Here is a 22,970-nt window from a genome sequence, read left to right on the forward strand (position 1 = left end):
GAAGCGTAATCCGGGATCTCTCGCCGTGGAAAGATCATCCCGGATTACGCTTCGCTCCATCCGGGCTACGCCCCGCGCGCTGGAAGCGTCCTGGCACGAACAAATTCCGAGCCTATATGAATGGGATCATCCACCTCCGGATCGTCCCATGGCCCCCGTTTCCATCCTGCTCAACATCCTCTGGATCCTCATCGGCGGCGCCTGGATGGCGTTCGGCTGGCTGATCGCGGCCGTTGTCATGGCGATCACCATCATCGGCCTGCCCTGGGCGCGGGCGGCGTTCAACATCGCCGTCTACACGCTGCTGCCGTTCGGCTCCCGGGCGGTCAACCGCTACGATGTCACCGGCGTCGAGGATATCGGCACCGGCCCGCTCGGGGTGATCGGCAATATCATCTGGTTCGTGCTCGCCGGCTGGTGGCTCGCACTCGGTCACCTCCTGACCGCGCTCGTCCTCGCCGTCACCATCATCGGCATCCCGTTCGCCTGGGCCCATCTGAAGCTCGCCGGCATCGCGCTCTGGCCGATCGGCAAGGTGATCGTGCCGGCTTAGGACGTCGCCTCAACGTCGGCGTTCGGCGGCAGAGCGGAGCCGTGTGGCGCCGTCGCGGACTCAATCGCGCGGGCTACTTCTTTTTTGGTGTCAACCAGTCCTCGTCTTCCAGGGACGGTGCTTGTTTCTGCTGTTCCAGGATTTTTCTGTACTCCTCCGGGATCACCTGGCTGCGAGATGCTTCATGCAGCGTGTGCGGGAACCAGGTCGCAATGCCGGGGAAGGCAATCATCAGGCCAACGCAGATCACCTGCAGCACCATGAACTGGAACATGCCAGCGTAGATCGTTCCGAGACTCCAGCCCTTGACCACCTGCTTGAGATAGTACGCTGACATGGCGACGGGCGGCGACAGGAAGGCGGTCTGCAGCACCACCGCAACCAACGCTCCGAACCATATGAGGTCGATGCCCATGCCTTTCACGACAGGATAGAAGATCGGCAGAAACACCAGGATGATGGCCGGCCACTCAAACGGCCACCCCAGCAGGAAAATGAGAAGGAGCACGACAATCAGCATGAGGCTCGGCGGCAACTGCAGGCCGAGCATCGTCTCGGTGATCCAGTTCGCTGAGCCAAGGCGGGCGAACACCGCACCGAAAATGTTCGACGTGACCGCCAGCAGGAGGACCATGCTCGACGTCGCCATCGTCGAGATCAGCGCCCGTTGCAGTCCGCTGAGCGAGAACCTGCGATATGCGATGGCCAGGATCAGCGCGCCGACGCTGCCGATGCCGGCGGCCTCCGTCGGCGTCGCAAGCCCCCCGATGATCGAGCCGAGCGTCGCCGTGATGAGCCCGAGCAGCGGCAGCGTTCCGACGGCCACCTCGCGTGCAATGTATCCAGCGGAGTAGATCCGCTCATCCTTTGGCACTGGCGGCCCGAGCTTGGGATTGATGAAGGAGCGGCCCATCAGATAGATGATGTAGACGCCGGCCAGCAGAAAGCCCGGTCCGAAGGCTGCAGCATAGAGATCGGCGACCGAAACCCCGAGCACCGGCCCCATCACGATCAGCATGACCGACGGGGGAATGAGAATACCGAGCGTGCCGCCCGCCGTGATGGTGCCCGCTGAAAGCTTGGCATCATAGCCCGCCTTCGTCATGATTGGCGATGCCATGATGCCAAGAACGGTGACGGCTGCGCCGACGATGCCTGTCGCCATCGCGAACACGGTCGAGGTCAGGATGACGACGAGGAAGAGTGCGCCGCGCACCGGCGCAAGCAGCATGCGGAACGCCGTAAAAAGGCGCTCCATCAGTCCCGCCTGCTCGGTGATGAAGCCCATGAAGATGAACAGCGGTACGGCGGCGAGAAGTTCTTCCTTCATCATGCCGATGGTCTGGAAGTAACCAAGCTCGAAGACCGTCCCGCCCATGCCCCAGTAGCCGAACGAGAAGGCGAGAAACAGCAACGTGAACGAGATCGGCACACCGATGAAGATCGCGCCCAGCAGCACCAGCAGCATGATGAGGCCGATGAGCGCTTCTGCGGTCATATCTCGACTTTCTCCTTATGCTCCAGCTCGACGCCGGTGCGCGCCATGTAGATGCTCTTGATCAACTCGGACACGCCCTGGACCAGCAGCAGGAGGCAGGCGAGCGGCACGACGAATTTGAACGGCCACAGCACGGGCCGCCAGGGAGTCTGGTCCGAAGTCTCGTTGATCAGCCAGGCGTAGTGAAATTCGTTCCAGCTGATCAGGAACAGCATGATCAGGCTCGGGAAGAAGAAGACGACATAGGAGATCGTATCGATCCAGCCCTTCCTACGGATCGAGAACTTCTCCCAGAAGAAGTCGGTACGGATATGAGCACCCTTGTGCAGCGCGTAAGCGGCGCCAAGCATGAAGAGCGAGCCGTACAGCATGTAGGTTGCGTCGTAGGCCCATATGGTCGGCGCGTTGAACAGGTAACGCGCTCCAACCTCATAGGCGACGGCGAGAACCAGCGGCACCGAGAGCCACGAGATGATCGTGCCGGTCCGGTCGGTGAAGCCGTCGATCATCCTGATGATAGCCAGAAGCGCCGGTGGCTGCCCGCCTGTTATCTCAGCCATGCCTCGCCCCTTTCGCCGATCATTCGTGCGGCGCAAAGCAGGCCGCCTGCGTGCGAATTGAGGGCGGTCAAATCGGCCGCCCTCGGAGGAGTCCTATTTCTCGGTTGGGAAATAGTAGTTCGCCATGAAGGAGTATGGCGGGAAGTAAGACCTCTTGTACGGCACCACAGCGCTGGCATACGCCTTCTGCGAGTCGTGCACCTTCTTGAAGAACGGGTTCCTGGCACCCTCGGCCGCCGCGATCTCGTCCCACTTCTTGATGAAGGCCAGCAGGATCTCCGTCGGCGTGCGGAGGATCTGTACGCCGTGCTTCTGCTGCATCTCAATCAGCGCATCGGCGTTCTGGCGCTGCCACTTGGTCCACCAGACGAGGAATGTCTCGTTGGCCGCCGACTTGATGATCTCCTGATGTTGCGGGCTGAGCTCCTTCCACACATCGCCGTTGATGACGAGCTCGCCAACCGTCACGTTCTCATGCAAGCCGGGTGAATAGTGATACTTCCAGACATTGTGGAAGCCGAGCTGCATGTCCTCGATGCCGCCGACCCATTCGGCGCAATCGATCACGCCGCGTTGCGCGGAGGGAATGATTTCTCCGCCCGGCATGTTGACCACCGTGAAGCCGAGCGCCTGCCACACTTCGCCGGCCATGCCGGTCTGGCGGCATTTCATGCCCTTCATGTCCTCGACCGTCTGGATCGGCTTCTTGAACCAGCCGAACGCCTGCGGCCCTGCAGGCAGGATTGGAAACACGACGAGGTTGAGCTTGAGCTCCTTCTGATAAAACTCGTTGTAAAGCTCGAGGCCGCCGCCGTGATAGAGCCAACCCATCACGTCCATGAAGTCCATGCCGAAGGTGCCGCCGGGACCGCCGGTGAACAGGATCGCGGTCTTGTTCTTGCCGGTCCAGTAGCCGGCCCACGCATGCGCTCCGTCGAGCACCTTCTTGTTGGTTGCGTCCAGCACCTCGAACGCCGGCACGACCTGGCCGGCGGGCATCGCCTCGATCTTCAGCGCGCCGGCTGACAGCTTGTTCACTCGATCGACGAAATAGGTGAAGTTGTCATAGAGCGTGAGCGACGCCGGCCATGTGGCCTGCATCTTCAACACCTTCGTCTGCGCCATGACTGTTGTGGTGGATACGACAAACGCCGAAGCGATCAGGGCAACGGCGACCAGTCCCAGAAACATGCGTTTCATGAGCCATCTCCTCCCTTGGACAACGTGACCGCGGCGAACTATTCTCTTCGTTGTTCTTGGTCGCCAAGTCTTCAAACCACGTCTGTCATCATTCTGCCACCATCGCCGCAAGTTGTCATCTTGCTTTCTGGCGGTAGCAAGCGCTGGAATTGGACATGGTCGAGACGTCAGCTCTTTGACCCTTCGGCGACGAACCTCCATTCGTTTGTTACGCTGGCTGTCGGTGGCAAAGCAGACGCCGGGGGCGCCTTTGGCTGCGGCGGGACGCGGCCAGGCGATGCGGCGCACACCATGCCTCGCGTTGCCCGACGGGCAAAACACGCCAATGCAGGTCAAGTGGCGGGAGTGCAAATATTCTGATTGACCGAATTCGCTGTTTCGGGTAAACCGCAGCACATCCCGGCTCGTCAAAGGGACGTTTCGCGATCGTCACGATACGTAGGCCGGGATGCGATGGACGCGGCAGCGCCGGCGCGGGACGGGGTGGCAGGGCGGGCTGAGGCCCGTGAGCCATCACGATCCGCGGCACGACACGGTGCGGTCACAGCGTTTCTTTTCGGCATCGGGGGCGAGCACGCGCGAGCTTCCGACTGTCCGGGGAGGGACGTCCGCGGACGGCAAAAGCGTGTGGTCCTGACGCCCGGGGTCTGTGCGTCAAGGCTTGCGGTGGTGCAGCGGCCCGACCGGGTGCGCGTATCGATCAGCCGCGAGGCGACGGGGGCAATAGTGCATCGCTCCCCGGGGAGAGCGCGCCATAAGCCGTAACACCATTGCGCAGGGAAGGCCGGGATGTCCGGCATCACCTGTGGTCACCCCGCCTGCGTTTTTCGCGTGCGGACCCTGGGTGCCAGCCGGCGCCCGGTCTTCCCTGCGCCCTTGCTTCTCGCTGAGGGCGAAACGGACAGCAAAACTTCGGGCGGACCACGCCGCGAGACCGCGGAGGCATGTTCTATGAAAGACAAAGAGAAAGCTTCCGTGCCCCGGACGCAGCGCAGCGCGACGCGTCTTCGCGGCGTGGTGCGCTGCTGAGCCGGGGCCCATATTGCGGGCGTTGTGCTCTGCGGCTTCTGGATCCCGGCTCGGCGCAGCAACGCTTGCGGCGTTGCTGCTTGGGGACACGCGATCATGAGCCCGGCCCTGCCGCGCCGCCACCAAGTTCATCTTGCACTGCGGTAGCTCGTAGGATGGGTAGAGCGCAGCGAAACCCATCATCTGTTCGCCGATTGCCATGCTCAGGCTATTCGCCTTCTCTTCAAGAAAAGCATCAAGGCAAAGATTGAGTATGCAAGGCCACACCCCACCATCACAATGAGGTAATGCAGCGCCGTGAATGCGTTTGTCGGCTCACCCGCGGCGTCCGAATCTATTGTGCTCCATAGACCAATGAACGCTGGCAACGCTGCGAGCAAACATCCAAAGACGCACAGGTGGATGATCCATGGTGGGCCTTGCGTCCGCAGAGCAGATACTCCGCCCACCATTGTCACGAAAATGGGGGCGAGCCAAATCCAATCGAAGACGATCAAGAAGGGGCGCGCCATTTAGTCGAACTGCTCCGAATATGAACGACCTTGCCGTTTTGCTTGTTTCGCGGCAGTTCAATCTACAGTTCTGGTGCCATTCAGCCAAGTGCGCGGCGTCCGCTTGTAGCCCGAGCAAGCTCGTGGAATGGGTAGAGCGTCAGCGAAACCCATCAACCTGTCCGCCGATGACGCAACGTGATGGGTTTCGCAGCGCTCTACCCATCCTACGCATTTCGAGATAGCGGAGCCTATTTTTCAGCGCCATGGCTCGTTGTCTGCGCCCCAATCCCTCGCGCTGCCCGTCGGGCAAAACACGCCAAATGCAGGTCAAGGGGCGGGAGCGCAAAATATTCTGATTGACCGAATTCGTTGTTTCGGTTAAACCGTAGCGCATCCCAGCCCGTCAAAGGGACGTTTCGCGATCGTCACGATACGTAGGCCGGGATGCGATGGACGCGGCAGCGCCGGCGCGTGACGGGGTGGCAGGGCGGGCTGAGGCCCGTGAGCCGTCGCGATCCGCGGTACGACACGGCGCGGTCACAGCGTTTCTTTTCGGCATTGGGGCGAGCACGCGCGAGCTTCCGACTGTCTGGGGAGGGACGTCCGCGGACGGCAAAAGCGTGTGGTCCTGACGCCCGGGGTCTGTGCGTCAAGGCTTGCGGTGGTGAAGCGGCCCGACCGGGTGCGCGCATCGATTATCCGCAAGGCGACGGGGGCAATAGTGCATCGCTCCCCGGGGAGAGCGCGCCATAAGCCGTAAAACCATTGCGCAGGGAAGGCCGGGATGTCCGGCATCACCTGTGGTCACCCCGCGTGCGTTTTTCGCGTGCGGACCTGGGTGCCAGCCGGCGCCCGGCCTTCCCTGCGCCCTTGCTTCTCGCTGAGGGCGAAACGGACAGCAAAACTTCGGGCGGACCACGCCGCGAGACCGCGGAGGCGTTTTTATTTCCAGAACTAGCTCATCTCGTGCCCCGGACGCAGCGCAGCGCTTCTTCAGCGATGCGCTGCAGAGCCGGGGCCCATATTGCAGCAATGTGCCCTGCGGCTCTTGGATCCCGGCTCGGCGCAACAACGCTTGCGGCGTTGCTGCTTGTCCGGGACACGCGATCATCACCCCGGCCCTGCCGCGCCGCCATCAAGTTCATCTTGCACTGCGGTAGAAAAATATCGCACACTCCTCCGGACCGGGCCGCCAAAGGCGCGAGCAGGGGAGCGAGCCATGTCCCTCCAGACCGTATCATCCGACGCCACTGAGCATCGTCCCAACCGCCCTGAGGATGTCCAGGCGATGGAGGCCGATGCGCGGTTGCGGGACGACATCCGCCTGCTCGGGCGCATTCTCGGCGACACCGTGCGCGATCAGGAGGGTCCTGATGTGTTCGACCTGGTCGAGCGTATCAGGCAGACCTCGATCCGGTTCCACCGCGACGAGGACCGACTCGCCCGCCGCGAGCTCGAGCAGATCCTCGACAGCATGTCGACCTCCGAGACGGTGCGCATCGTCCGCGCCTTCAGCTATTTCTCGCACCTTGCCAACATCGCCGAGGACCAGAACAACATCCGTCAGATGCGCGCGCGCGCGGCGGCCAAGAATGGCGGCTCCGGCGTGCTGGCGGAGACACTGGCGCACGCCAAGGCGGCGGGCATTGGTCCCGACCAGCTCCGCACCTTCTTCAAGACCGCGCTGGTCAGCCCGGTGCTGACCGCGCATCCGACCGAGGTCCGCCGCAAGAGCACCATGGACCGCGAGATGGAGATTGCAGCCCTGCTCGATCGCCGCGAGCGGGTTGCACTGACCGCGGAGGAGGCGGCTGCCAGCGACGAGCAGCTCCGTCGCGAGGTGCTGACGCTGTGGCAGACCAACCTCTTGCGCCGGACCAAGCTCACCGTGCTGGATGAGGTCGCCAACGGCCTGTCGTTCTACGACTACACCTTCCTGCGCGAGGTGCCGCGGCTCATCAACGCGCTGGAGGATCGGCTGGAGGAGAGCGGCGAGCAGGCGGCCGGCGAGCTTGCCTCGTTCCTGCGCATGGGCAGCTGGATCGGCGGCGACCGCGACGGCAATCCCTTCGTCACCGCCGACGTGATGCGCGGCACGCTGCGGCTGCAGTCGAGCCGGGTGATGCAGTTCTATCTCAACGAGCTGCACGTGCTCGGCGCGGAGCTGTCGATCGCAGCCCATCTCGCCGACGTCTCCGAGGAGCTGCGCACGCTTGCGGAGCGTTCGCCGGACACCTCGCCGCACCGGAGCGGCGAGCCCTATCGCCTCGCGGTATCAGGCATCTATGCCCGTCTCACCGCGACGGCTGAAAAGCTCGAAGTCGAGATCACGCGCCGGCCTGTCGGCAAAGCGGCGCCTTACGAGAGCGTCAGGGAGCTGCTGGCCGATCTCGACGTGCTGCATCGCTCGCTGATCTCCAACAACGCCCGCGTCATCGCGCGCGGCCGGCTGCGGCTCTTGCGCCGCGCGGTGGATTGCTTCGGCTTTCACCTGGCCCGGCTCGACATTCGCCAGAACTCGGCCGTCCACGAGCGCACCATCGCCGAGTTGATCGACGCCGCCAATCCCGGCATGTCCTATCTCGCGCTTGGCGAGGACGCTCGCATCTCGCTGCTGACCAACGAATTGCGCTCGACGCGCGCGCTGGTCTCGCCCTTCGTCAAATACAGCGACGAGACGATGGGCGAGCTCAACGTGTTCCATGCCGCCGCGGAAGCGCATGCGAAATTCGGCTCGGACGCCATTCCTCAATGCATCATCTCGATGTGCAAGGGCATGTCGGACATGCTCGAGGTCGCCGTGCTCCTGAAGGAGGTCGGCCTCGTCCATCCCTCCGGCCGCAGCGCCATCAACATCGTGCCGCTGTTCGAGACCATCGAGGATTTGCAGGCTTCGAGCAGCATCATGGACCGCATGCTGTCGTTGCACGATTACCGCCGGCTCGTCGACAGCCGCGGCAGCGTGCAGGAGGTCATGCTTGGGTACTCCGACAGCAACAAGGACGGCGGCTTCGTCACCTCGGGCTGGGAGCTCTACAAGGCCGAGATCGGCCTCGTCGAAGTGTTCGAGCGGCACCACGTGCGCTTACGTCTGTTCCACGGCCGCGGCGGCTCCGTGGGGCGCGGCGGCGGGCCGAGCTATGACGCCATCATCGCGCAGCCCGGCGGCGCGGTGAACGGCCAGATCCGCATCACCGAGCAGGGCGAGATCATCTCGTCGAAATATTCCAACACCGAGGTCGGCCGCAACAATCTGGAAATCCTCGCCGCGGCGACGCTGGAGGCAAGTCTGCTGCATCCGCGCCAGAGCGCGCCGCGCCGCGAATATCTGACCGCGATGGACGAACTCTCGAACCTCGCCTTCAAGGCCTATCGCGGCCTCGTCTACGAGACCGAAGGCTTCGTCGAGTACTTCTGGTCGTCCACCGTCATCAACGAGATCGCCACGCTCAACATCGGCAGCCGTCCGGCTTCGCGCAAGAAGACCCGCGCGATCGAGGATCTGCGCGCGATTCCCTGGGTGTTCTCGTGGGCGCAATGTCGCCTGATGCTGCCGGGCTGGTACGGCTTCGGCAGCGCGGTCGAGCAGTGGATCGCGGAGCATCCAGAGCAGGGCATGCCGTTCCTGAAAGAGCTCTACCAGGAATGGCCGTTCTTCCGCATGCTGCTGTCGAACATGGACATGGTGCTGGCCAAGAGCTCGATCGCGATCGCCTCGCGCTATGCCGAACTGGTGCCGGACGAAGCCTTGCGCGAAAAAATCTTTGGCCGCATCCGCCGCGAATGGCATTCCTGCATCGAGACGCTGCTCGACATCATGGGCCAGGACCGGCTGCTCCAGGGCAACCCGCTGCTGGAGCGCTCCGTGCGCCACCGCTTCCCCTATCTCGATCCGCTCAACCACGTGCAGGTCGAGCTCTTGAGAGAGCACCGCGCGCAGAACCCCGACGAGCAGGTGCTGCGCGGGATCCAGCTGACGATCAACGGGATTTCGGCGGGCTTGCGGAATACGGGGTAGGGCGAATTGCGAATGGCGAGTAGCGAATAGAAACCCTATTCGCCATTCGCCACTCCCTATTCGCGCAATCTCACACCGGATCCCAGGTGAAGATGTCGGCCGAACGATCGAGCTTGTAGAACGAGCCCTTCAGCGCCGGCATGCCGTGTTCCGCGATCGACTGCGGAGTCCAGCCTTCGCTCCGCTGCACCGAGCGGATCGGACGGTTCTGGCTGAACAGGAAGATCTCGTTCATGCGCACGCCAAAGATCTGGCCGGTGACGTCCTTGGCGGAATCGCCGAGCAGGTAGCCGCAGAGCGGCGCGATCTTCTCCGGGCCCATCTGCTTGATCTTCTCGACGCGCGCCTTCTCGGCGTCGGTCTCGGTCGGGATGGTGCCGATCATGCGGGTCCAGGCGAACGGCGAGACGCAGTTGGAGCGGACGTTGAAGCGGCCCATGTCGAGCGCGATCGACTTCGACAGCCCGACGATGCCGAGCTTGGCCGCCGCGTAATTGGCTTGTCCGAAATTGCCGATCAGGCCGGAGGTCGAGGTGAAGTGCACGAACGAGCCCGACTCCTGCTCGCGGAAGATGCGCGCCGCGGCGTGGCTGACGTAGAACGAGCCCATCAGATGCACCTTGATGACGGCTTCGAACGCTTCCACGCTCATCTTGTGGAAGATCATGTCGCGCAGGATGCCGGCATTGTTGACGACGCCGTCGAGCCGGCCGAAATGATCGGTCGCGGTCTTCACGATCTTGCTGGCGGGGATCGCTTCCGCGACGCTCTCGAAATTGGCGACCGCCGTGCCGCCGCGCTTCTTGATCTCCTCGACCACCTCCTCGGCGGGCGCCGCGTTCGCGCCGGCGCCGTCGGCGGCTCCGCCGGGATCGTTGACGACGACCTTGGCGCCCTCGGCGGCGCACAGAAGCGCAATCTCGCGCCCGATGCCACGGCCTGCGCCGGTGACGATGATGACCTTGTCTTGCAGTGATTTGCTCATGTGGGTTCTCCGCTATGCGTTCCGGCGTTTCTTACCTCGCCCCGCTTGCGGGGAGAGGTCGGATCGCATCGAAGATGCGATCCGGGTGAGGGGGTACAGGTCTCGCGGCCATCTCATCCGTGGAGAGAGGCCCCTCACCCCAACCCTCTCCCCGTAAGAACGGGGAGAGGGAGAGGCGAGCGGCGCATTACCTCTCGTTCGTAAACACGATCGTGCCACTCGCGGCGAACATGCCGCCGACACCATGGCACACCGAAATCTTCGCGTTCGGCACCTGTGCCGGCGCGATGCCGCGCATCTGGCGCACGCTCTCCTGCAGCGCGTACATGCCGTACATGCCCGAATGCATGTAGGACAGGCCGCCGCCATTGGTGTTGAGCGGCAGTTTCCCGCCGGGACGCGTGTTGCCGTCGGCGATGAACTGGCCGGTCTCCTCATAGGGCATGAAGCCGAGATCGCCGAGGCCGAACAGCGGCAGATGCGCGAACGCGTCGTAGATCATGAGATGGTCGACGTCGCCGTGGGCGATGCCGGCTTCCTTGAACGCCAGCGGCCCGGCGGTCTTGAACGCACGCGAGGAGTTGAACGTCTCCATCTGGCTGACCATCGGCGTCTCGACGCTCTCGCCGGTGCCCATGATGTAGACCGGCTTGCGCGGAAAATCCCTGGCGCGGTCGGCCGAGGTCAGGATCAGCGCGCCGCCGCCGTCAGTGACGAGGCAACACTGCAGAAGCCGGAACGGATAGGCGATCATGCGCGAGTTGAGGACGTCGGCGACCGTGATCGGCTCCTTCATCATCGCGCGCGGATTCTTCGTCGCCCATTCCCGCTGCACCACCGCCACTGAAGCGAGCTGCTCGTGGGTGATGCCGTAGGTCTTCATGAAGCGCAGCACGGGGATCGGGAACATGCTGGGCGGGCCGTAGACGCCGAAAGGCGCCTCGAACTGGCCGTTGAGGCTGTCGGCCGGTGTCGAGCGCGGCAATTTGCCGATCATCGACTTGCCGCTCTCGGCATGGGTGATCAGCACCGTCTTGCAGAGACCCGCCTCGATCGCCGCCGCCGCGTGGCGGACATGCAGCATGAAGGAACAGCCGCCGACCGAGGTGCCGTCCACCCAGGTCGGCTTGATGCCGAGATAGTGGCAGACCTGCTGCGGCGTTTCGACCGCGGTGGCAAAGCCGTCGATGTCGGACAGCTTCAGCCCGGCGTCGGCAATGGCGTTGAGCGCGGCATCCGCGTGCAGCTGGAGCTGCGAGGCATTGGGGATGACACCGAGCTCGGTGGTCTCGGCTGCGCCGACGACGGCAACCTGGTTCTTGCGCATGGTCTACCCCTTCGCCGGGCGGAAGACGGGGAGGGTGATCTTGTCGTCGAGCTCCTGGAAGGCGACCTCGAGCTTCATGTCGAGTTCGAGCGCCTCGGGGGTCTGCGGGCAGTCGATGATGTTGCTCATCATCCGCGGGCCCTCGTCCAGCTCGACCACCGCGATGGCGTAAGGCGGCGTGAAGCCCGGCGCGGCGGGACGATGGTTGATCACGTAGCTGTAGAGGAAGCCCTTGCCGCTCGCCTTGAAGATGCTGACCTTGCGCGAGGCGCAGGACGGGCAGAACGGGCGCGGCGGGAAGTAGACATGGGCGCAGGCATCGCAGCGCTGCAGGCGCAATTCGCCGGCCTTGGTGCCGTCCCAGAAATGCTGGGTCTCCGGCGTCGGTTTCGGTCGCGCGCGCTGCGGTTCGGCCATGTGGGCGGCTCCTCCCAAGAGACAGGCCTCGCGCCCGCCGGTTCAAACTTGATGCGACAATCGACCATGGCGCGTCAACGGTCCAGCAATGCGCATGCATGCCATCATGCGCACAATGCTTGTGTCGAGCTGAGCCAGCGCTATAGATTGCGCGCGAAATATTCCGTGAGACAGACATGCCCGATTTTCCGACACTGGCGCAGCTCGCCGAAGACCTCGAAAGCGGCCGCACCACCTCCCGCAAGTTGGTCGAGGCCTGCCTCGCCAGGATCGCCGACCCCGCCGGCGAGGGCCAGCGCGCCTTCATCCATGTCGACAAGGACGCCGCGCTCGCGGCCGCCGATGCGATGGATGGCTTGCGCAAGGCCAAGGCGGCGCCGTCGCGCTATGCCGGCATCCCGATCTCGATCAAGGATCTGTTCGACATCAAGGGCCAGGTGACGCGCGCCGGCTCGCGCGCGCTCGATGACTCAGCCCCGGCCGAGCACGATGCCGCGACGGTGGCGCGGCTGCGCAAGGCAGGCTTCGTCGTGATCGGCCGCACCAACATGACCGAGTTCGCCTATTCCGGCATCGGCATCAATCCGCATTATGGCACGCCGAAGGGGGCCTGGAACCGATCCGAAGGCCACGTGCCCGGCGGCTCGTCCGCCGGCGCGGCGGTGTCCGTGCTCGACGGCATGGCGCATGGCGCGCTCGGCACCGACACCGGCGGCTCCTGCCGGATTCCGGCCGCCTTCAACGGCATCGTCGGCTACAAGCCGACGCAGCGCCGCGTGCCGCTCGACGGCTCGGTGCCGCTGTCGTTCTCGCTCGACAGCATCGGGCCGCTGGCACGATCGGTCAGCTGCTGTGCCATACTCGATGCCGTGCTCGCGGGCGAGCCGATCATCGCCTTGAGGCCGCGGCCGATCCAGGGCATGCGCCTCGCGGTGCCCACCGCGATCGCGCTCGACGACCTCGACGCAGAGGTGGCCAACACCTTCGAGCGCGCGCTGAAGACGCTGTCCGATCACGGCGCCATCATCGAGCGTATCGAGATGGCGGAGTTCCACGACGTCGGCCCGATGAATGCCAAGGGCGGCTTTGCCGCGTCCGAAAGCTATGCCTGGCACCGCTATCTCATCACGGCCAAGGGCGACGTCTACGATCCCCGCGTCTTCGTTCGCATCATGCGCGGCGAGGCGCAGAGCGCGGCCGATTACATCGACCTGCTCAACGAACGCCGCTCGCTGATCGCGCGCGTCAATGCGCGCATCGCGCCCTATGACGCCCTGGTGCTGCCGACCACGCCCAACACACCGCCGAAGATCGCAGACCTCGCCGACGATCAGGCGTTCGCCCGCGAGAACATCCGCGCGTTGCGCAATTGCAGCCTGATCAACCTGATCGACGGTTGCGCCATCTCGCTGCCCTGTCATCGCGCGGGCGACGTTCCCGTCGGCCTGATGCTGGCGGGCGCAGGCGGCTCCGACCATCGCATCTTCGAGCTTGCTGCCGGCATGGAGGCCGTCATTCGTGTTTGACCTGACTTTCACCATCGACGCCAAGGACACCACCACGCCGCTGACGCTGCCGATCGACCAGCTGGTCATTGCCGGCTGGACCGGCCGCGATACGGTCGCGCGCGACAAGCACATCAAAGAGCTGGAGGAGATGGGCATCGCCCGCCCGGCCTCGACGCCGATCTATTATCGCGCCTCGGCGCGGCGACTGACCCAGGAGGACAGCATCGAATGCACCGGTGGCGATTCCTCCGGCGAGGTCGAATTCGTGCTCATCGGCTGGCAGGGCCGCATCTTCGTCGGCTGCGGCTCCGATCACACCGACCGCAAGGTCGAGGCCTACAGCGTCACGGTCTCCAAGCAGATGTGCGACAAGCCGATCGCCTCGACGCTGTGGGAGTTCGAGGACGTCATCGGTCATTGGGACAAGATGATCCTGCGCTCCTACGCCACCATCAAAGGCGAGCGCGTGCTCTACCAGGAGGGCACGTTGGATGCGATGCTGCCGGTCGCCGACCTCATCGCGCGCGGCTTTGACGGTGGCAAGTTTCCCGACGGCTGCGCCATGTTCGGCGGCACGTTCGCCGCCAAGGGCGGCATCCGCCCGGCCGACCGCTTCGACTTCGAGCTGGAAGACCCCGTGCTGAAGCGAACGATCAGGCACGGCTACGACGTGGCGACGTTGCCGGTGAGGGGGTAACTCGCGCCACAAGCGACGGCCTTGTAGGGTGGGCAAAGCGAAGCGTGCCCACGTATTGCGAAGACGTGGGCACGGCGCAAGAGCGCCTTTGCCCACCCTACGAAACTGCCGGTGAGGGGCTGATCTCTCTCCGCGTCGGCGAGCGAAGCGAAGCAATCCAGGGTCTCCGCGGAACCAGTCTGGATTGCTTCGTCGCAAGGGCTCCTCGCAATGACGGTGGAGACGATCATCGGAAATCGGGTGGTTGTGGCGCCCGGGATCTGCGACACCCACTCCCGTCATTCCGGGGCGCGCCCACTTGGGCGCGAGCCCGGAATCCATACTCCCGATCGTGGTTATGGATTCCGGGCTCGCGACTTCGTCGCGCCCCGGAATGACGGATGTGAATGGGATGATTGCTATGGCCATCGCGAAACGCGTTTCCGCACCAGACTCCGTTCCCAACCTCGCCGACCATGTCGACGCCCTCGACTGGCCGCAGATCACCGCCGAGCTCGACACCCAGGGCTGCGCCGTCCTGAAGAACCTGCTGACGCCTGACCAATGCCGCGCCATCGCCGCGCTCTACCCGGACGATGCGCACTTCCGCAGCCGCATCGTGATGGGCCGCCACGGCTTCGGCCGCGGCGAGTACAAGTACTTCGCCTATCCGCTGCCCGATCTGATCGCGCAGCTGCGCCCGGCGCTCTACGCGCATCTTCAAGCCGTCGCCAATCGCTGGAACGAGGCGATGGGGATCGACATCCGCTATCCCGCCGCACACGCGGCGTTCCTGAAGCGCTGCCACGATGCCGGGCAGGCGCGGCCGACGCCCCTGCTGCTGCAATATGAGGCCGGTGATTACAATTGCCTGCACCAGGACCTCTATGGCGAGCACGTGTTCCCGCTCCAGGTCGCGATCCTGCTCTCCGAGCCCGGACGCGACTTCACCGGTGGCGAGTTCGTGCTGACCGAGCAGCGCCCGCGCATGCAGTCCCGCGCCGAGGTGGTGCCGCTGGCACAGGGCGATGCGGTCGCCTTCGCTGTGCATCATCGTCCGGTGCAGGGGACACGCGGCACCTACCGCGTTAATCTCCGCCACGGCGTCAGCCGGATCAGGTCCGGCCAGCGCCACACGCTGGGTGTGATTTTTCACGATGCCAAATGAGCGGAGCCGTTGACGGCTGATTTGTTCGATAGCGTCGCAGAAGCCCAACCGTCGCGCGAAAACATCGCCGATGGGGCCGTGCTGCTGCGCGGCTTCGTCAAGCCGATCGAGAGCGGGCTGATCGACGCCGTGCGCGCCATCGTGGCGCAATCGCCGTTCCGGCGGATGACGACGCCGGGCGGCCATCTGATGTCGGTGGCGATGACCAATTGCGGCGAGCGCGGCTGGATCACCGATCACACCGGCTATCGCTACGACCCCATCGATCCGCGCACCGGTGCGCCATGGCCGGCGATGCCGCCGCTGCTCCGTGATCTCGCCCGCCGCGCCGCGGAGCAGGTCGGCTTTGGAGGCTTTGCCCCCGATGCCTGCCTCGTCAATTGCTACGAGCCAGGCACGCGGCTGTCGCTGCATCAGGACAAGGACGAGCTGGATTATTCCGCGCCGATCGTCTCGGTCTCGCTCGGCCTGCCCGCGACCTTCCTGTTCGGCGGCCTCGCACGCAGCGACAAGCCGCGCCGCTTCCGGCTCGTCCATGGCGACGTCGTGGTCTGGGGCGGGACCAGCAGGCTCGCCTATCACGGCGTCGCGCCGCTCGCCGACGGCGAGCATCCGCTGCTGGGGCGGAAGCGGATCAATCTGACCTTCCGCAGAACGCGCTGACGCGTTTCCTCGCAGCCTTGGCTCGTCTAAGCTTGGCTCGTCTAAGCTTGGCTCGTCTAAGCTCGGGGCGGGGAGGCGGCGACATGACGACCACACAGAGCTCGGCTGGCATGGGCATTGCGAACCGCACGGGGCTTTATCTCGCAGGCCTGCAATTGGTGTTCACGCTGGGCTGGACGACCTACGTCGTCTACCTGCCAAAGCTCGCCGCCGAGGTCGGCATCGCGCCGTCCGCCGTGATCCTCATCCTGATGCTGGACCAGGCGATCTTCACCATTGCCGACACCGCGATGGGAATCGCCGCCGACAAGCTCGCGCCCTATGTCGGCAGGCTCGGCCTGTTCGTCGGTGTCGTGGCTGCGATCTCCTGCGGCGCCTTCGTCGCGCTGCCCTTCGTGGCCGGAGCCGGCGCGGCGGCACAGGGCTGGTTCATCGCGCTGATCGTGATCTGGTCGATCACGTCCTCTGCGCTGCGGGCGCCGCCGCTGACCTTGCTCGGCAAGTACCGCGCCAAGCCGCAGGTGCCGTTCCTGGCAGCGCTCGCCATGCTCGGCTACGGCGTCGCCGGCGCGCTCTCGCCCTATCTCGGCGTGGTGCTGCGCGAGCACGATGCGCGGTTGCCGTTCGTGATCTCCAGCGTGGTGCTGCTCCTGACCGCGCTCGGGCTGTCCAGGATCGAGCATGACGTGGCGCGCGACACCGTTCCGCCCACACCGGACGAAGCGGCAGAGCCGCTCGGTCTCGTCCCGATCGCCTTCATCGTCGCGATGGTCGCGCTCGCACTCGGCTACCAGCTGCACTTTGCCATGAACAGCGCGCCGTTCTATCTGCGCTTTGCAGCTCCCGGCGACCTGCAATGGCTGATGCCGGTGTTCTGGATCGGCTTCAACATCGCGATGTTTCCGGCAAGCCTCGTCGTCAAGCATCGCGGCGGCCTCGTCGTGATGGGCGCCGCGGGCTTGTTCGGTGCGGTGGCGATTGCGGCGGCCGAGTTCGCCGGCAATCTCAACATGCTGATCGCCGCGCAATTTCTCGCCGGAGCCGCGTGGGGTTGCATGCTGATGAGCGCGGTCTCGGCTGCGCTCGCGATCGGCTCGACCGGCGCTGAAGGCAAGGTCACGGGCCTCGTCTTCTCCGCGCTCGCCCTCGGCACCTTCGCGCGGATGGCGGCGGTTGCGGGCGGCCTGCAGAAGATGCCGGAATACGCGCCGCTGCTGCACTGGGCGCCGGTCGCCTGCTGGTCGGTCGCAGGCACCGGTCTGCTGGTGATTGCAGCCGCGCGGCTGCAGGGAGCGTCCGGCCTCAAGGCTTCGGCGGGTGAATGAAAGCCCACGGGCTGACTTCGGAATCCCTGGGCACCTCGACTGAAATCAGCACCGGCCCGCCGTGGCCGAGCGCCTTCTCCATCGCCGCCTTGAACTGCTCCGGCGCGGTAACGCGCGCCGCGGCGACGCCAAAGGACTCCGCGAGCTTGACGAAATCCGGATTGACGAGGTCGGACGCCACCACGCGGCCATCGAAATGCTGGCGCTGGTCGCGGCGGACATTGCCATAGGCGTTGTTGTTGAACACCAGCGTCACCACACCGATGTTGAACTGCACGGCGGTGGCGAGCTCCTGCACGCCGAACATGAAGCCGCCGTCCCCGGTGATGGCCACCACCGGCTTGTCGGGATTGGCGACCTTGGCGCCGAGCGCGGTCGGAAAGCCCGAGCCGAGCGTGCCCTGGTAGCCCGAGGTGATGAAGGTGCGCGGCTGGTACACCGGAAAGCCGTACCAGGAAGCGAAGCCGACCTGCGATAGTTCGTCGGTGACGATCGCGTTCGCCGGCAGTACCTCGCGCAGGATGTTGAGATAGGCCATCTGCGGCTGGACCCGCTGGATCTCGGCTTGCGCGGCCGCGGTGGCCTCGCGGATCGTGGCGCGCCGTCCGGAGGTCTTGCTGTAGCCGGCCTTGCCCACGGCGGCAGCGAGATCGCGGGTCGCGGCCCTGGCGTCGGCGACGATCGCAGTGTCGGACGAGAACCGCCGCATCTCGACCGGATCGATGTCGATGCGGATGCACTTCAGGCCAGCGGGCCGATACGGCCAGCGCGACATGGTCGGCAGCTCCAGCCGCGTGCCGATGCCGATCATGAGATCGGTGTTCGGCCACAGCCTGTAGGCCGCGGCCATGGTGAGCCCGAGCTCGTGCGCATTGGAGACGATGCCGCGGCCGCTACGGAAGGCGACCACGGGCGCATCGATCATCTCGGCGAGTTCGAGGATCTCCTCACCCGCTTCGATCGCGCCGCTGCCGACGAAGATCATCGGCGCCTTGCTGGTCCTGATGAGCGCGGCGGCCTGCTTGATCATATCAGGATCGGGCTGCGGCGCCGGCAGCGGCTCCAGCACCTGCGCAGGCACTGTTGCCGCGCGCTGCGTGAAGACGTCCCAGGGCATCTCGACCGAGGCGGGGCCGCGCCGTCCCGACATCATCTCCTGGAACGCGCGTGCCACGATCGTCGGCGCATTGCCGGGATATTCGATGCGCTCGGCCCATTTCACATAGGTGCGCAAGGTTGCGAGCTGGTCCGGCATCTCATGCAGATGGCCGCGACCCTTGCCCAGGAACGAAGTCGGCACCTGGCCGGTGACGCACAGCACCGGCTCGTTGCAGCCGAACGCGGTGAGCAGCGCCGCGCTGGCATTGAGCACGCCCGGGCCGGGTACCACGCTGAACACGCCGGGCCGGCCGCTGGAGCGCGCATAGCCGAATGCCATGTAGCCGCAGGCCTGCTCGTGCCGCGCGCCGATCACCTTGAGCTGGGCCTGGTGGAAGGCGTCGAACAGGCCGTAGACCTGCGCGCCGGGCAGGCCGAACACGGTGTCGACGCCGTGGGCGACAAGCCCGCTTACGATCGCTTCGCCGCCGGTGAGGCTGGTCATTTGGCTATTCCATTTCGCTTGTTGTTCAGGCTTCGTCGACCACGCCGTTGCGCAAGCGTCCGATCCCCTCGGCCTCGACCTCGACGATGTCGCCGGGCTTCAGATATCGCGGCGGATCGAACCGCGCACCCGCGCCGGTCGGCGTGCCCGTGACGATGATATCGCCGGGGACGAGGGTTGCGAAGGTCGAGATATAGTTCAGGAGATAGCGGAACGAAAACATCAGCCGGCTGGTGCGATCATCCTGTCTGAGCTCGCCGTTGACATGCGTGGTGAGCCTGATGTCGGCGACCTGCGATTCCCGCGTGTAGGGCACGAGCCACGGGCCGAGGCTGCCGCTGGAATCGAAGTTCTTGCCTTGCGTCACGTTGAACTTGGCGTGGCGCAGCCAGTCGCGCACCGAGCCCTCGTTGCACAGTGTCAGAGCCGCGATGTGATCGAGCGCTGTGCTTTCGGGGATATGCCGGCCTGGCTTGCCGATCACCAGCACGATCTCGCCCTCATAATCGAGCTGCGCGGAGGCGCGCGGGCGCACCAGCGGCGTGTCGTGGCCGACGAAGGAGCGGGGCGAGCGCATGAACATGCTCGGATATTTCGGCGCCTCCTGGCCGTCCTTGTACTCGGCATTGCGGTCGGGATAGTTGACGCCGATGCAGATGATCTTCTCCGGCGCCGGGACCGGCGGCAGCCAGGTGATCTCAGTGAGCGCGTGATCCGGTTTGCGGCCGGCGGCCTCTTCGGCAAAGCTGATCAGCTTGCCCGCAGCGATCACCTCGCGCAGCGTGGGATAGTCTCTGGCGTGACGCGCGGAGAGATTGACGATGCCGCCCTCCAGGACGGCGCCATAGCTGACATCACCCTTGACGGAATAGGTGGCGAGACGAGGCAGCTTCATCAATCCGCCACCAGCACATCGGCCACGAATTTCGGCTCGCGCACGGCCTGCCCCGTGAACGGCGAGCCCTGCTCGAACCAGGAACGCGGGGCAGGGGCGCCCCACAGCGTCTGACGGCGCGGATCGCGCAGCGACCAGCGCAGCGGCTCGTGGTCGTGGTCCCCGGTGAAATAATCGCTGGTGTAGAGCTCGAGGCGGTGTCCGTCGGGATCGCGCACATAGAGGAAGAACGCGTTCGAGATGCCGTGGCGTCCCGGACCGCGTTCGATGTTCTTCACGAAGCCCTGCGAAGCCATGACGTCGCAGAGATGGATGATGTTCATCGCCGTCGGCGTCCAATAGGCGAAATGGTGCAGCCGCGGACCCTTGCCGTTGGTGATGGCGAAATCGTGGACATTGCCCTTGCGATGCATCCAGGCCGCGGCGATGCGCCCGTCCGGCCCGTCCTCCTCGGCATATTCGGTGAGGCGAAAGCCGAGCCGGGCGTAGAATTCCATGGTGTCCTGCACTTCGGCGGCGAAGACGTTGAAATGGTCGAGCCGCTGCGGGTGGCAGCCCCGATAGAGGTCGTAGCGGCGCAAGAGATGCGGCCGCCGCTCCATCGCCGCGTAGAGCTCGATTCTAAAGCCGAAGGGATCGGTGAATTGCAGCGTGCGGCCCTGGAACGGCTGGTCGACGAAGGCGTAGGCGAGGCCGTTCTCGGACAGGAACGCGGCGGCCTTGTCGAGATCTTTGTCGTTGCCGACCTTGAAGCCGAGCCGGGCGCAAGCCGGCGCGGCGGCTTTCCGTAGCACCAGGGAGTGATGCTGGTGCTCCTCGGCCGCGCGCAGGTACACGACCTCGTCGTCCGCGTCCTCGACATGCAGGCCGACCATGCTTTCGTAGAACTCGCGGCTCAGCTTCAAATCGGTGACGTCGAGCACGACGTGGCTCGAGCGAATGATGTTGAACGGCGGCTCGAAGACGTGTTGCGGTACCGGCATGTGCGTTTCCCCTCTCTCGGCTTCGTCATTCCGGGGCGTGCGAAGCACGAACCCGGAATCCATTCATCCACCAACTCTGCTGCTCGATGGATTCCGGGTTCGGCTCTTCGGGCCGCCCCGGAATGACACCGCCGCTAAATTCCCAGCTTCTGAATCTTGTGCGTGCCCCGCGCCAGCGAGACGTGCTTGGTTTCCATGTAGAAGTCGAACGAATAATCGCCGCCGTCGCGCCCGATGCCTGAAGCCTTCATGCCGCCGAACGGCGTCGGCAGGTGGCGGACATTCTCCGAGTTCAGCCAGATCATGCCGGCCTCCAGCGCATCGGCAACGCGCAGCGCGCGTCCCATGTCATTGGTCCAGACATAGCCGGTCAGACCGTAACGGATGTCGTTGGCGATCTCGACCGCGTCCGCCTCGTCGCGGAACGGCAGCACGGTGAGGAACGGCCCGAACACCTCCTCCTGCGCCACCCGCATCTTGCCGTGCGCCCCGGTCACCAGTGTCGGCTCGACATAATGCCCGCCGCCGGGCCCGTCATAGGCCTTGCCGCCGACCGCGATCGTCGCGCCGTCCTGGCGCGCCACGTCGAAATACGAGCAGACCTTTGCCAAGTGCCGCTCGTGGATCAGCGGGCCGATCTCGGTGGCGGGATCGAGGGGATGGCCGACCTTGAGCGCCTTCACCCGCGCCGTCAGCTTCTCCACGAATTCTTTCGCGATGCTCTGCTGGATCAGCAGGCGGCTGGAAGAGGTGCAGCGCTCGCCGTTGAGCGAGTAGATCATGAACACGACGGCATCGAGCGCGCGGTCGAGATCGGCATCGTCGAACACGATCACCGGATTCTTGCCGCCGAGTTCGAAATGCACGCGTTTCAGCGTGGGCGCGCCCTGCATCATGATGGCCGAGCCGGTCGCGCTCTCGCCGACGAAGCCGATTGCCTTGATGGCGGGATGCTCGGTCAGCGCCTTGCCCGCTTCCTCGCCGAAACCGTGCACGGTGTTGAGCACGCCGTCGGGGACGCCGGCTTCCTTGACGAGCCTGGCGAGAATGGAGGCCGTCACCGGCGACCATTCGGCCGGCTTGTGCACGACCGTGCAGCCGGCCGCAAGCGCCGGGGCGATTTTCCAGGTCGAGAGCATGAATGGCGTATTCCATGGCGTGATCACGCCGACCGGGCCGATCGGCACCCGCGTCGAGACGTTCCAATGCTCGTCGCTCGGCGTGTTGAGGCCGTCGCGAGCTTCTGCGCATTTGTCGGCGAAGAAGCGGAAATTCTCGGCGGCGCGGATCGCGGTCTTGGCCATGAAGCGATAGGCCTGCCCGGTATCGATGCATTCGAGTACCGCGATGTCCTCCGCATTGTCCTCGATCGCGTCGGCCACCCGATGCAGCAGCTTCTTCCGCATGGCCGGACCCATGTCGCGCCAGGACTTGAAGGCGAGCGCAGCCGCAGTCGCCGCCGCGTCGATATCCTCGGCCTTGCCCCGCGCGACACTGGCGAGCACGGCACCATCGACCGGCGACCTGGTCTCGAACGTCTCGCCGGAGATCGAGGCGACGGTCTTTCCGTCGGTCATGTGACCGATGCCGTCCGCGCGCAGAGTCTTCAAAAGCGGCGCGAGGCGGTCACGGTTGGCCTGGAACAGATCGGCTTTCGGCGTGGGCTTATCCATGAGCGGTCTCCGCTTTCAGGGCGTCGTGAATGTTGTTGCGCTTCCAGCTGGTGTCCTTGTCGTTGATCTGCATGTCGAACGACAGGGCGAACTTGCTGGCGGCGAAGACGGGATCGAGATGTCTTGAGAGCGCCTGGAAGACGTGCTCGCCGGCCTTCTGGCGGGTAGGCAGGTCGCGGCCCTCGCCGATGCGCAGCACCATGTCGAGAAAGCCGTAATCCTGCTTTGCATCCGCAATCGCATAGTGCTCGCAGCGGATGGCACGAACGCGGATGCCGCCGAGCGGGAAGATACCGGTCTCGCTAGCTGCCTTGCGCACGACCTCGCACACCGCGGCGATGTCGAGGCGGCCGTCGAGATTGGCCGAATATTCGATGGTGAAATGCGGCATCGCG

Annotated in this window: 18 protein-coding genes; 7 read left to right on the forward strand and 11 right to left on the reverse strand. The window is 64.8% G+C overall.

Annotated features, from left to right (window positions below):
* Window positions 1–148: 148 nt before the first annotated feature.
* Window positions 149–553 carry a YccF domain-containing protein gene (locus tag I6F12_RS03875; protein WP_036023017.1) on the forward strand — a complete coding sequence of 135 codons (405 nt, stop codon included), beginning with the start codon at window positions 149–151 and terminating at the stop codon, window positions 551–553.
* Between the two features lie 73 nt (window positions 554–626).
* Here the strand turns inward: I6F12_RS03875 and I6F12_RS03880 are convergent, their stop codons facing one another.
* The 3 genes from I6F12_RS03880 to I6F12_RS03890 form a co-directional block, all read right to left on the reverse strand.
* Window positions 627–2,051 (reverse strand): TRAP transporter large permease subunit, encoded by a 1,425-nt coding sequence (locus I6F12_RS03880; protein WP_063710704.1) that lies wholly within the window; start codon window positions 2,049–2,051, stop codon window positions 627–629.
* Window positions 2,048–2,611, reverse strand: a complete 564-nt coding sequence (locus I6F12_RS03885; protein ID WP_085968941.1) for a TRAP transporter small permease subunit — start codon at window positions 2,609–2,611, stop codon at window positions 2,048–2,050. The genes I6F12_RS03880 and I6F12_RS03885 overlap by 4 nt, the downstream gene beginning before the upstream one ends.
* A 93-nt stretch (window positions 2,612–2,704) precedes the next feature.
* Window positions 2,705–3,811, reverse strand: coding sequence for a TRAP transporter substrate-binding protein (locus I6F12_RS03890; RefSeq protein WP_036006206.1), 1,107 nt, complete (start codon window positions 3,809–3,811; stop codon window positions 2,705–2,707).
* A 2,742-nt stretch (window positions 3,812–6,553) separates the two neighbouring features.
* Here I6F12_RS03890 and ppc point away from each other — a divergent pair.
* A complete protein-coding gene (ppc, locus tag I6F12_RS03895; protein ID WP_225155538.1) occupies window positions 6,554–9,352 on the forward strand; it encodes a phosphoenolpyruvate carboxylase in 2,799 nt (932 codons plus the stop codon).
* A 70-nt stretch (window positions 9,353–9,422) separates the two neighbouring features.
* Here the strand turns inward: ppc and I6F12_RS03900 are convergent, their stop codons facing one another.
* The 3 genes from I6F12_RS03900 to I6F12_RS03910 all read right to left on the reverse strand — a co-directional run bounded on the left by I6F12_RS03900 (window position 9,423) and on the right by I6F12_RS03910 (window position 12,081).
* Window positions 9,423–10,337, reverse strand: a complete 915-nt coding sequence (locus I6F12_RS03900; RefSeq protein WP_109144458.1) for an SDR family NAD(P)-dependent oxidoreductase — start codon at window positions 10,335–10,337, stop codon at window positions 9,423–9,425.
* A 187-nt stretch (window positions 10,338–10,524) separates the two neighbouring features.
* On the reverse strand, window positions 10,525–11,664 hold the full coding sequence (locus tag I6F12_RS03905; RefSeq protein ID WP_225155539.1) for a thiolase: 1,140 nt from the start codon (window positions 11,662–11,664) through the stop codon (window positions 10,525–10,527).
* Between the two features lie 3 nt (window positions 11,665–11,667).
* Window positions 11,668–12,081 (reverse strand): Zn-ribbon domain-containing OB-fold protein, encoded by a 414-nt coding sequence (locus I6F12_RS03910; protein ID WP_027558650.1) that lies wholly within the window; start codon window positions 12,079–12,081, stop codon window positions 11,668–11,670.
* A gap of 176 nt (window positions 12,082–12,257) precedes the next feature.
* On the opposite strand from I6F12_RS03910, the gene I6F12_RS03915 reads away from it, so the two are divergent.
* The 5 genes from I6F12_RS03915 to I6F12_RS03935 all read left to right on the forward strand — a co-directional run bounded on the left by I6F12_RS03915 (window position 12,258) and on the right by I6F12_RS03935 (window position 17,421).
* Window positions 12,258–13,607 (forward strand): amidase, encoded by a 1,350-nt coding sequence (locus I6F12_RS03915; protein WP_225155540.1) that lies wholly within the window; start codon window positions 12,258–12,260, stop codon window positions 13,605–13,607.
* Window positions 13,600–14,286, forward strand: coding sequence for a DUF2848 domain-containing protein (locus tag I6F12_RS03920; RefSeq protein ID WP_225155541.1), 687 nt, complete (start codon window positions 13,600–13,602; stop codon window positions 14,284–14,286). The genes I6F12_RS03915 and I6F12_RS03920 overlap by 8 nt, the downstream gene beginning before the upstream one ends.
* Window positions 14,287–14,686: 400 nt before the next feature.
* Window positions 14,687–15,433 carry a 2OG-Fe(II) oxygenase gene (locus I6F12_RS03925; RefSeq protein WP_036023029.1) on the forward strand — a complete coding sequence of 249 codons (747 nt, stop codon included), beginning with the start codon at window positions 14,687–14,689 and terminating at the stop codon, window positions 15,431–15,433.
* A gap of 9 nt (window positions 15,434–15,442) precedes the next feature.
* Window positions 15,443–16,096 (forward strand): DNA oxidative demethylase AlkB, encoded by a 654-nt coding sequence (gene alkB, locus I6F12_RS03930; RefSeq protein ID WP_225155542.1) that lies wholly within the window; start codon window positions 15,443–15,445, stop codon window positions 16,094–16,096.
* A gap of 83 nt (window positions 16,097–16,179) precedes the next feature.
* The gene (locus I6F12_RS03935) at window positions 16,180–17,421 is read left to right on the forward strand and encodes an MFS transporter (RefSeq protein ID WP_225155543.1); all 1,242 of its coding nucleotides are present in this window, start codon (window positions 16,180–16,182) and stop codon (window positions 17,419–17,421) included.
* Here I6F12_RS03935 and I6F12_RS03940 read toward each other — a convergent pair.
* The 5 genes from I6F12_RS03940 to I6F12_RS03960 form a co-directional block, all read right to left on the reverse strand.
* Window positions 17,399–19,024: a thiamine pyrophosphate-dependent enzyme gene (locus tag I6F12_RS03940; RefSeq protein ID WP_225155544.1), complete on the reverse strand. Its 1,626-nt coding sequence runs from the start codon at window positions 19,022–19,024 to the stop codon at window positions 17,399–17,401. The two genes, I6F12_RS03935 and I6F12_RS03940, sit on opposite strands and share 23 nt — an antisense overlap.
* Before the next feature lie 25 nt (window positions 19,025–19,049).
* On the reverse strand, window positions 19,050–19,919 hold the full coding sequence (locus I6F12_RS03945; RefSeq protein WP_225155545.1) for a fumarylacetoacetate hydrolase family protein: 870 nt from the start codon (window positions 19,917–19,919) through the stop codon (window positions 19,050–19,052).
* Window positions 19,919–20,902, reverse strand: a complete 984-nt coding sequence (gene hpaD, locus I6F12_RS03950; protein ID WP_109144450.1) for a 3,4-dihydroxyphenylacetate 2,3-dioxygenase — start codon at window positions 20,900–20,902, stop codon at window positions 19,919–19,921. The genes I6F12_RS03945 and hpaD overlap by 1 nt, the downstream gene beginning before the upstream one ends.
* Window positions 20,903–21,036: 134 nt before the next feature.
* Window positions 21,037–22,575, reverse strand: a complete 1,539-nt coding sequence (gene hpaE, locus I6F12_RS03955; RefSeq protein WP_225155546.1) for a 5-carboxymethyl-2-hydroxymuconate semialdehyde dehydrogenase — start codon at window positions 22,573–22,575, stop codon at window positions 21,037–21,039.
* The gene (locus I6F12_RS03960; protein ID WP_225139534.1) at window positions 22,568–22,966 is read right to left on the reverse strand and encodes a 5-carboxymethyl-2-hydroxymuconate Delta-isomerase; all 399 of its coding nucleotides are present in this window, start codon (window positions 22,964–22,966) and stop codon (window positions 22,568–22,570) included. The genes hpaE and I6F12_RS03960 overlap by 8 nt, the downstream gene beginning before the upstream one ends.
* Window positions 22,967–22,970: the final 4 nt, after the last annotated feature.

Source organism: Bradyrhizobium sp. IC4059, assembly GCF_020193615.1.
Taxonomy (GTDB): Bacteria; Pseudomonadota; Alphaproteobacteria; order Rhizobiales; family Xanthobacteraceae; genus Bradyrhizobium; species Bradyrhizobium yuanmingense.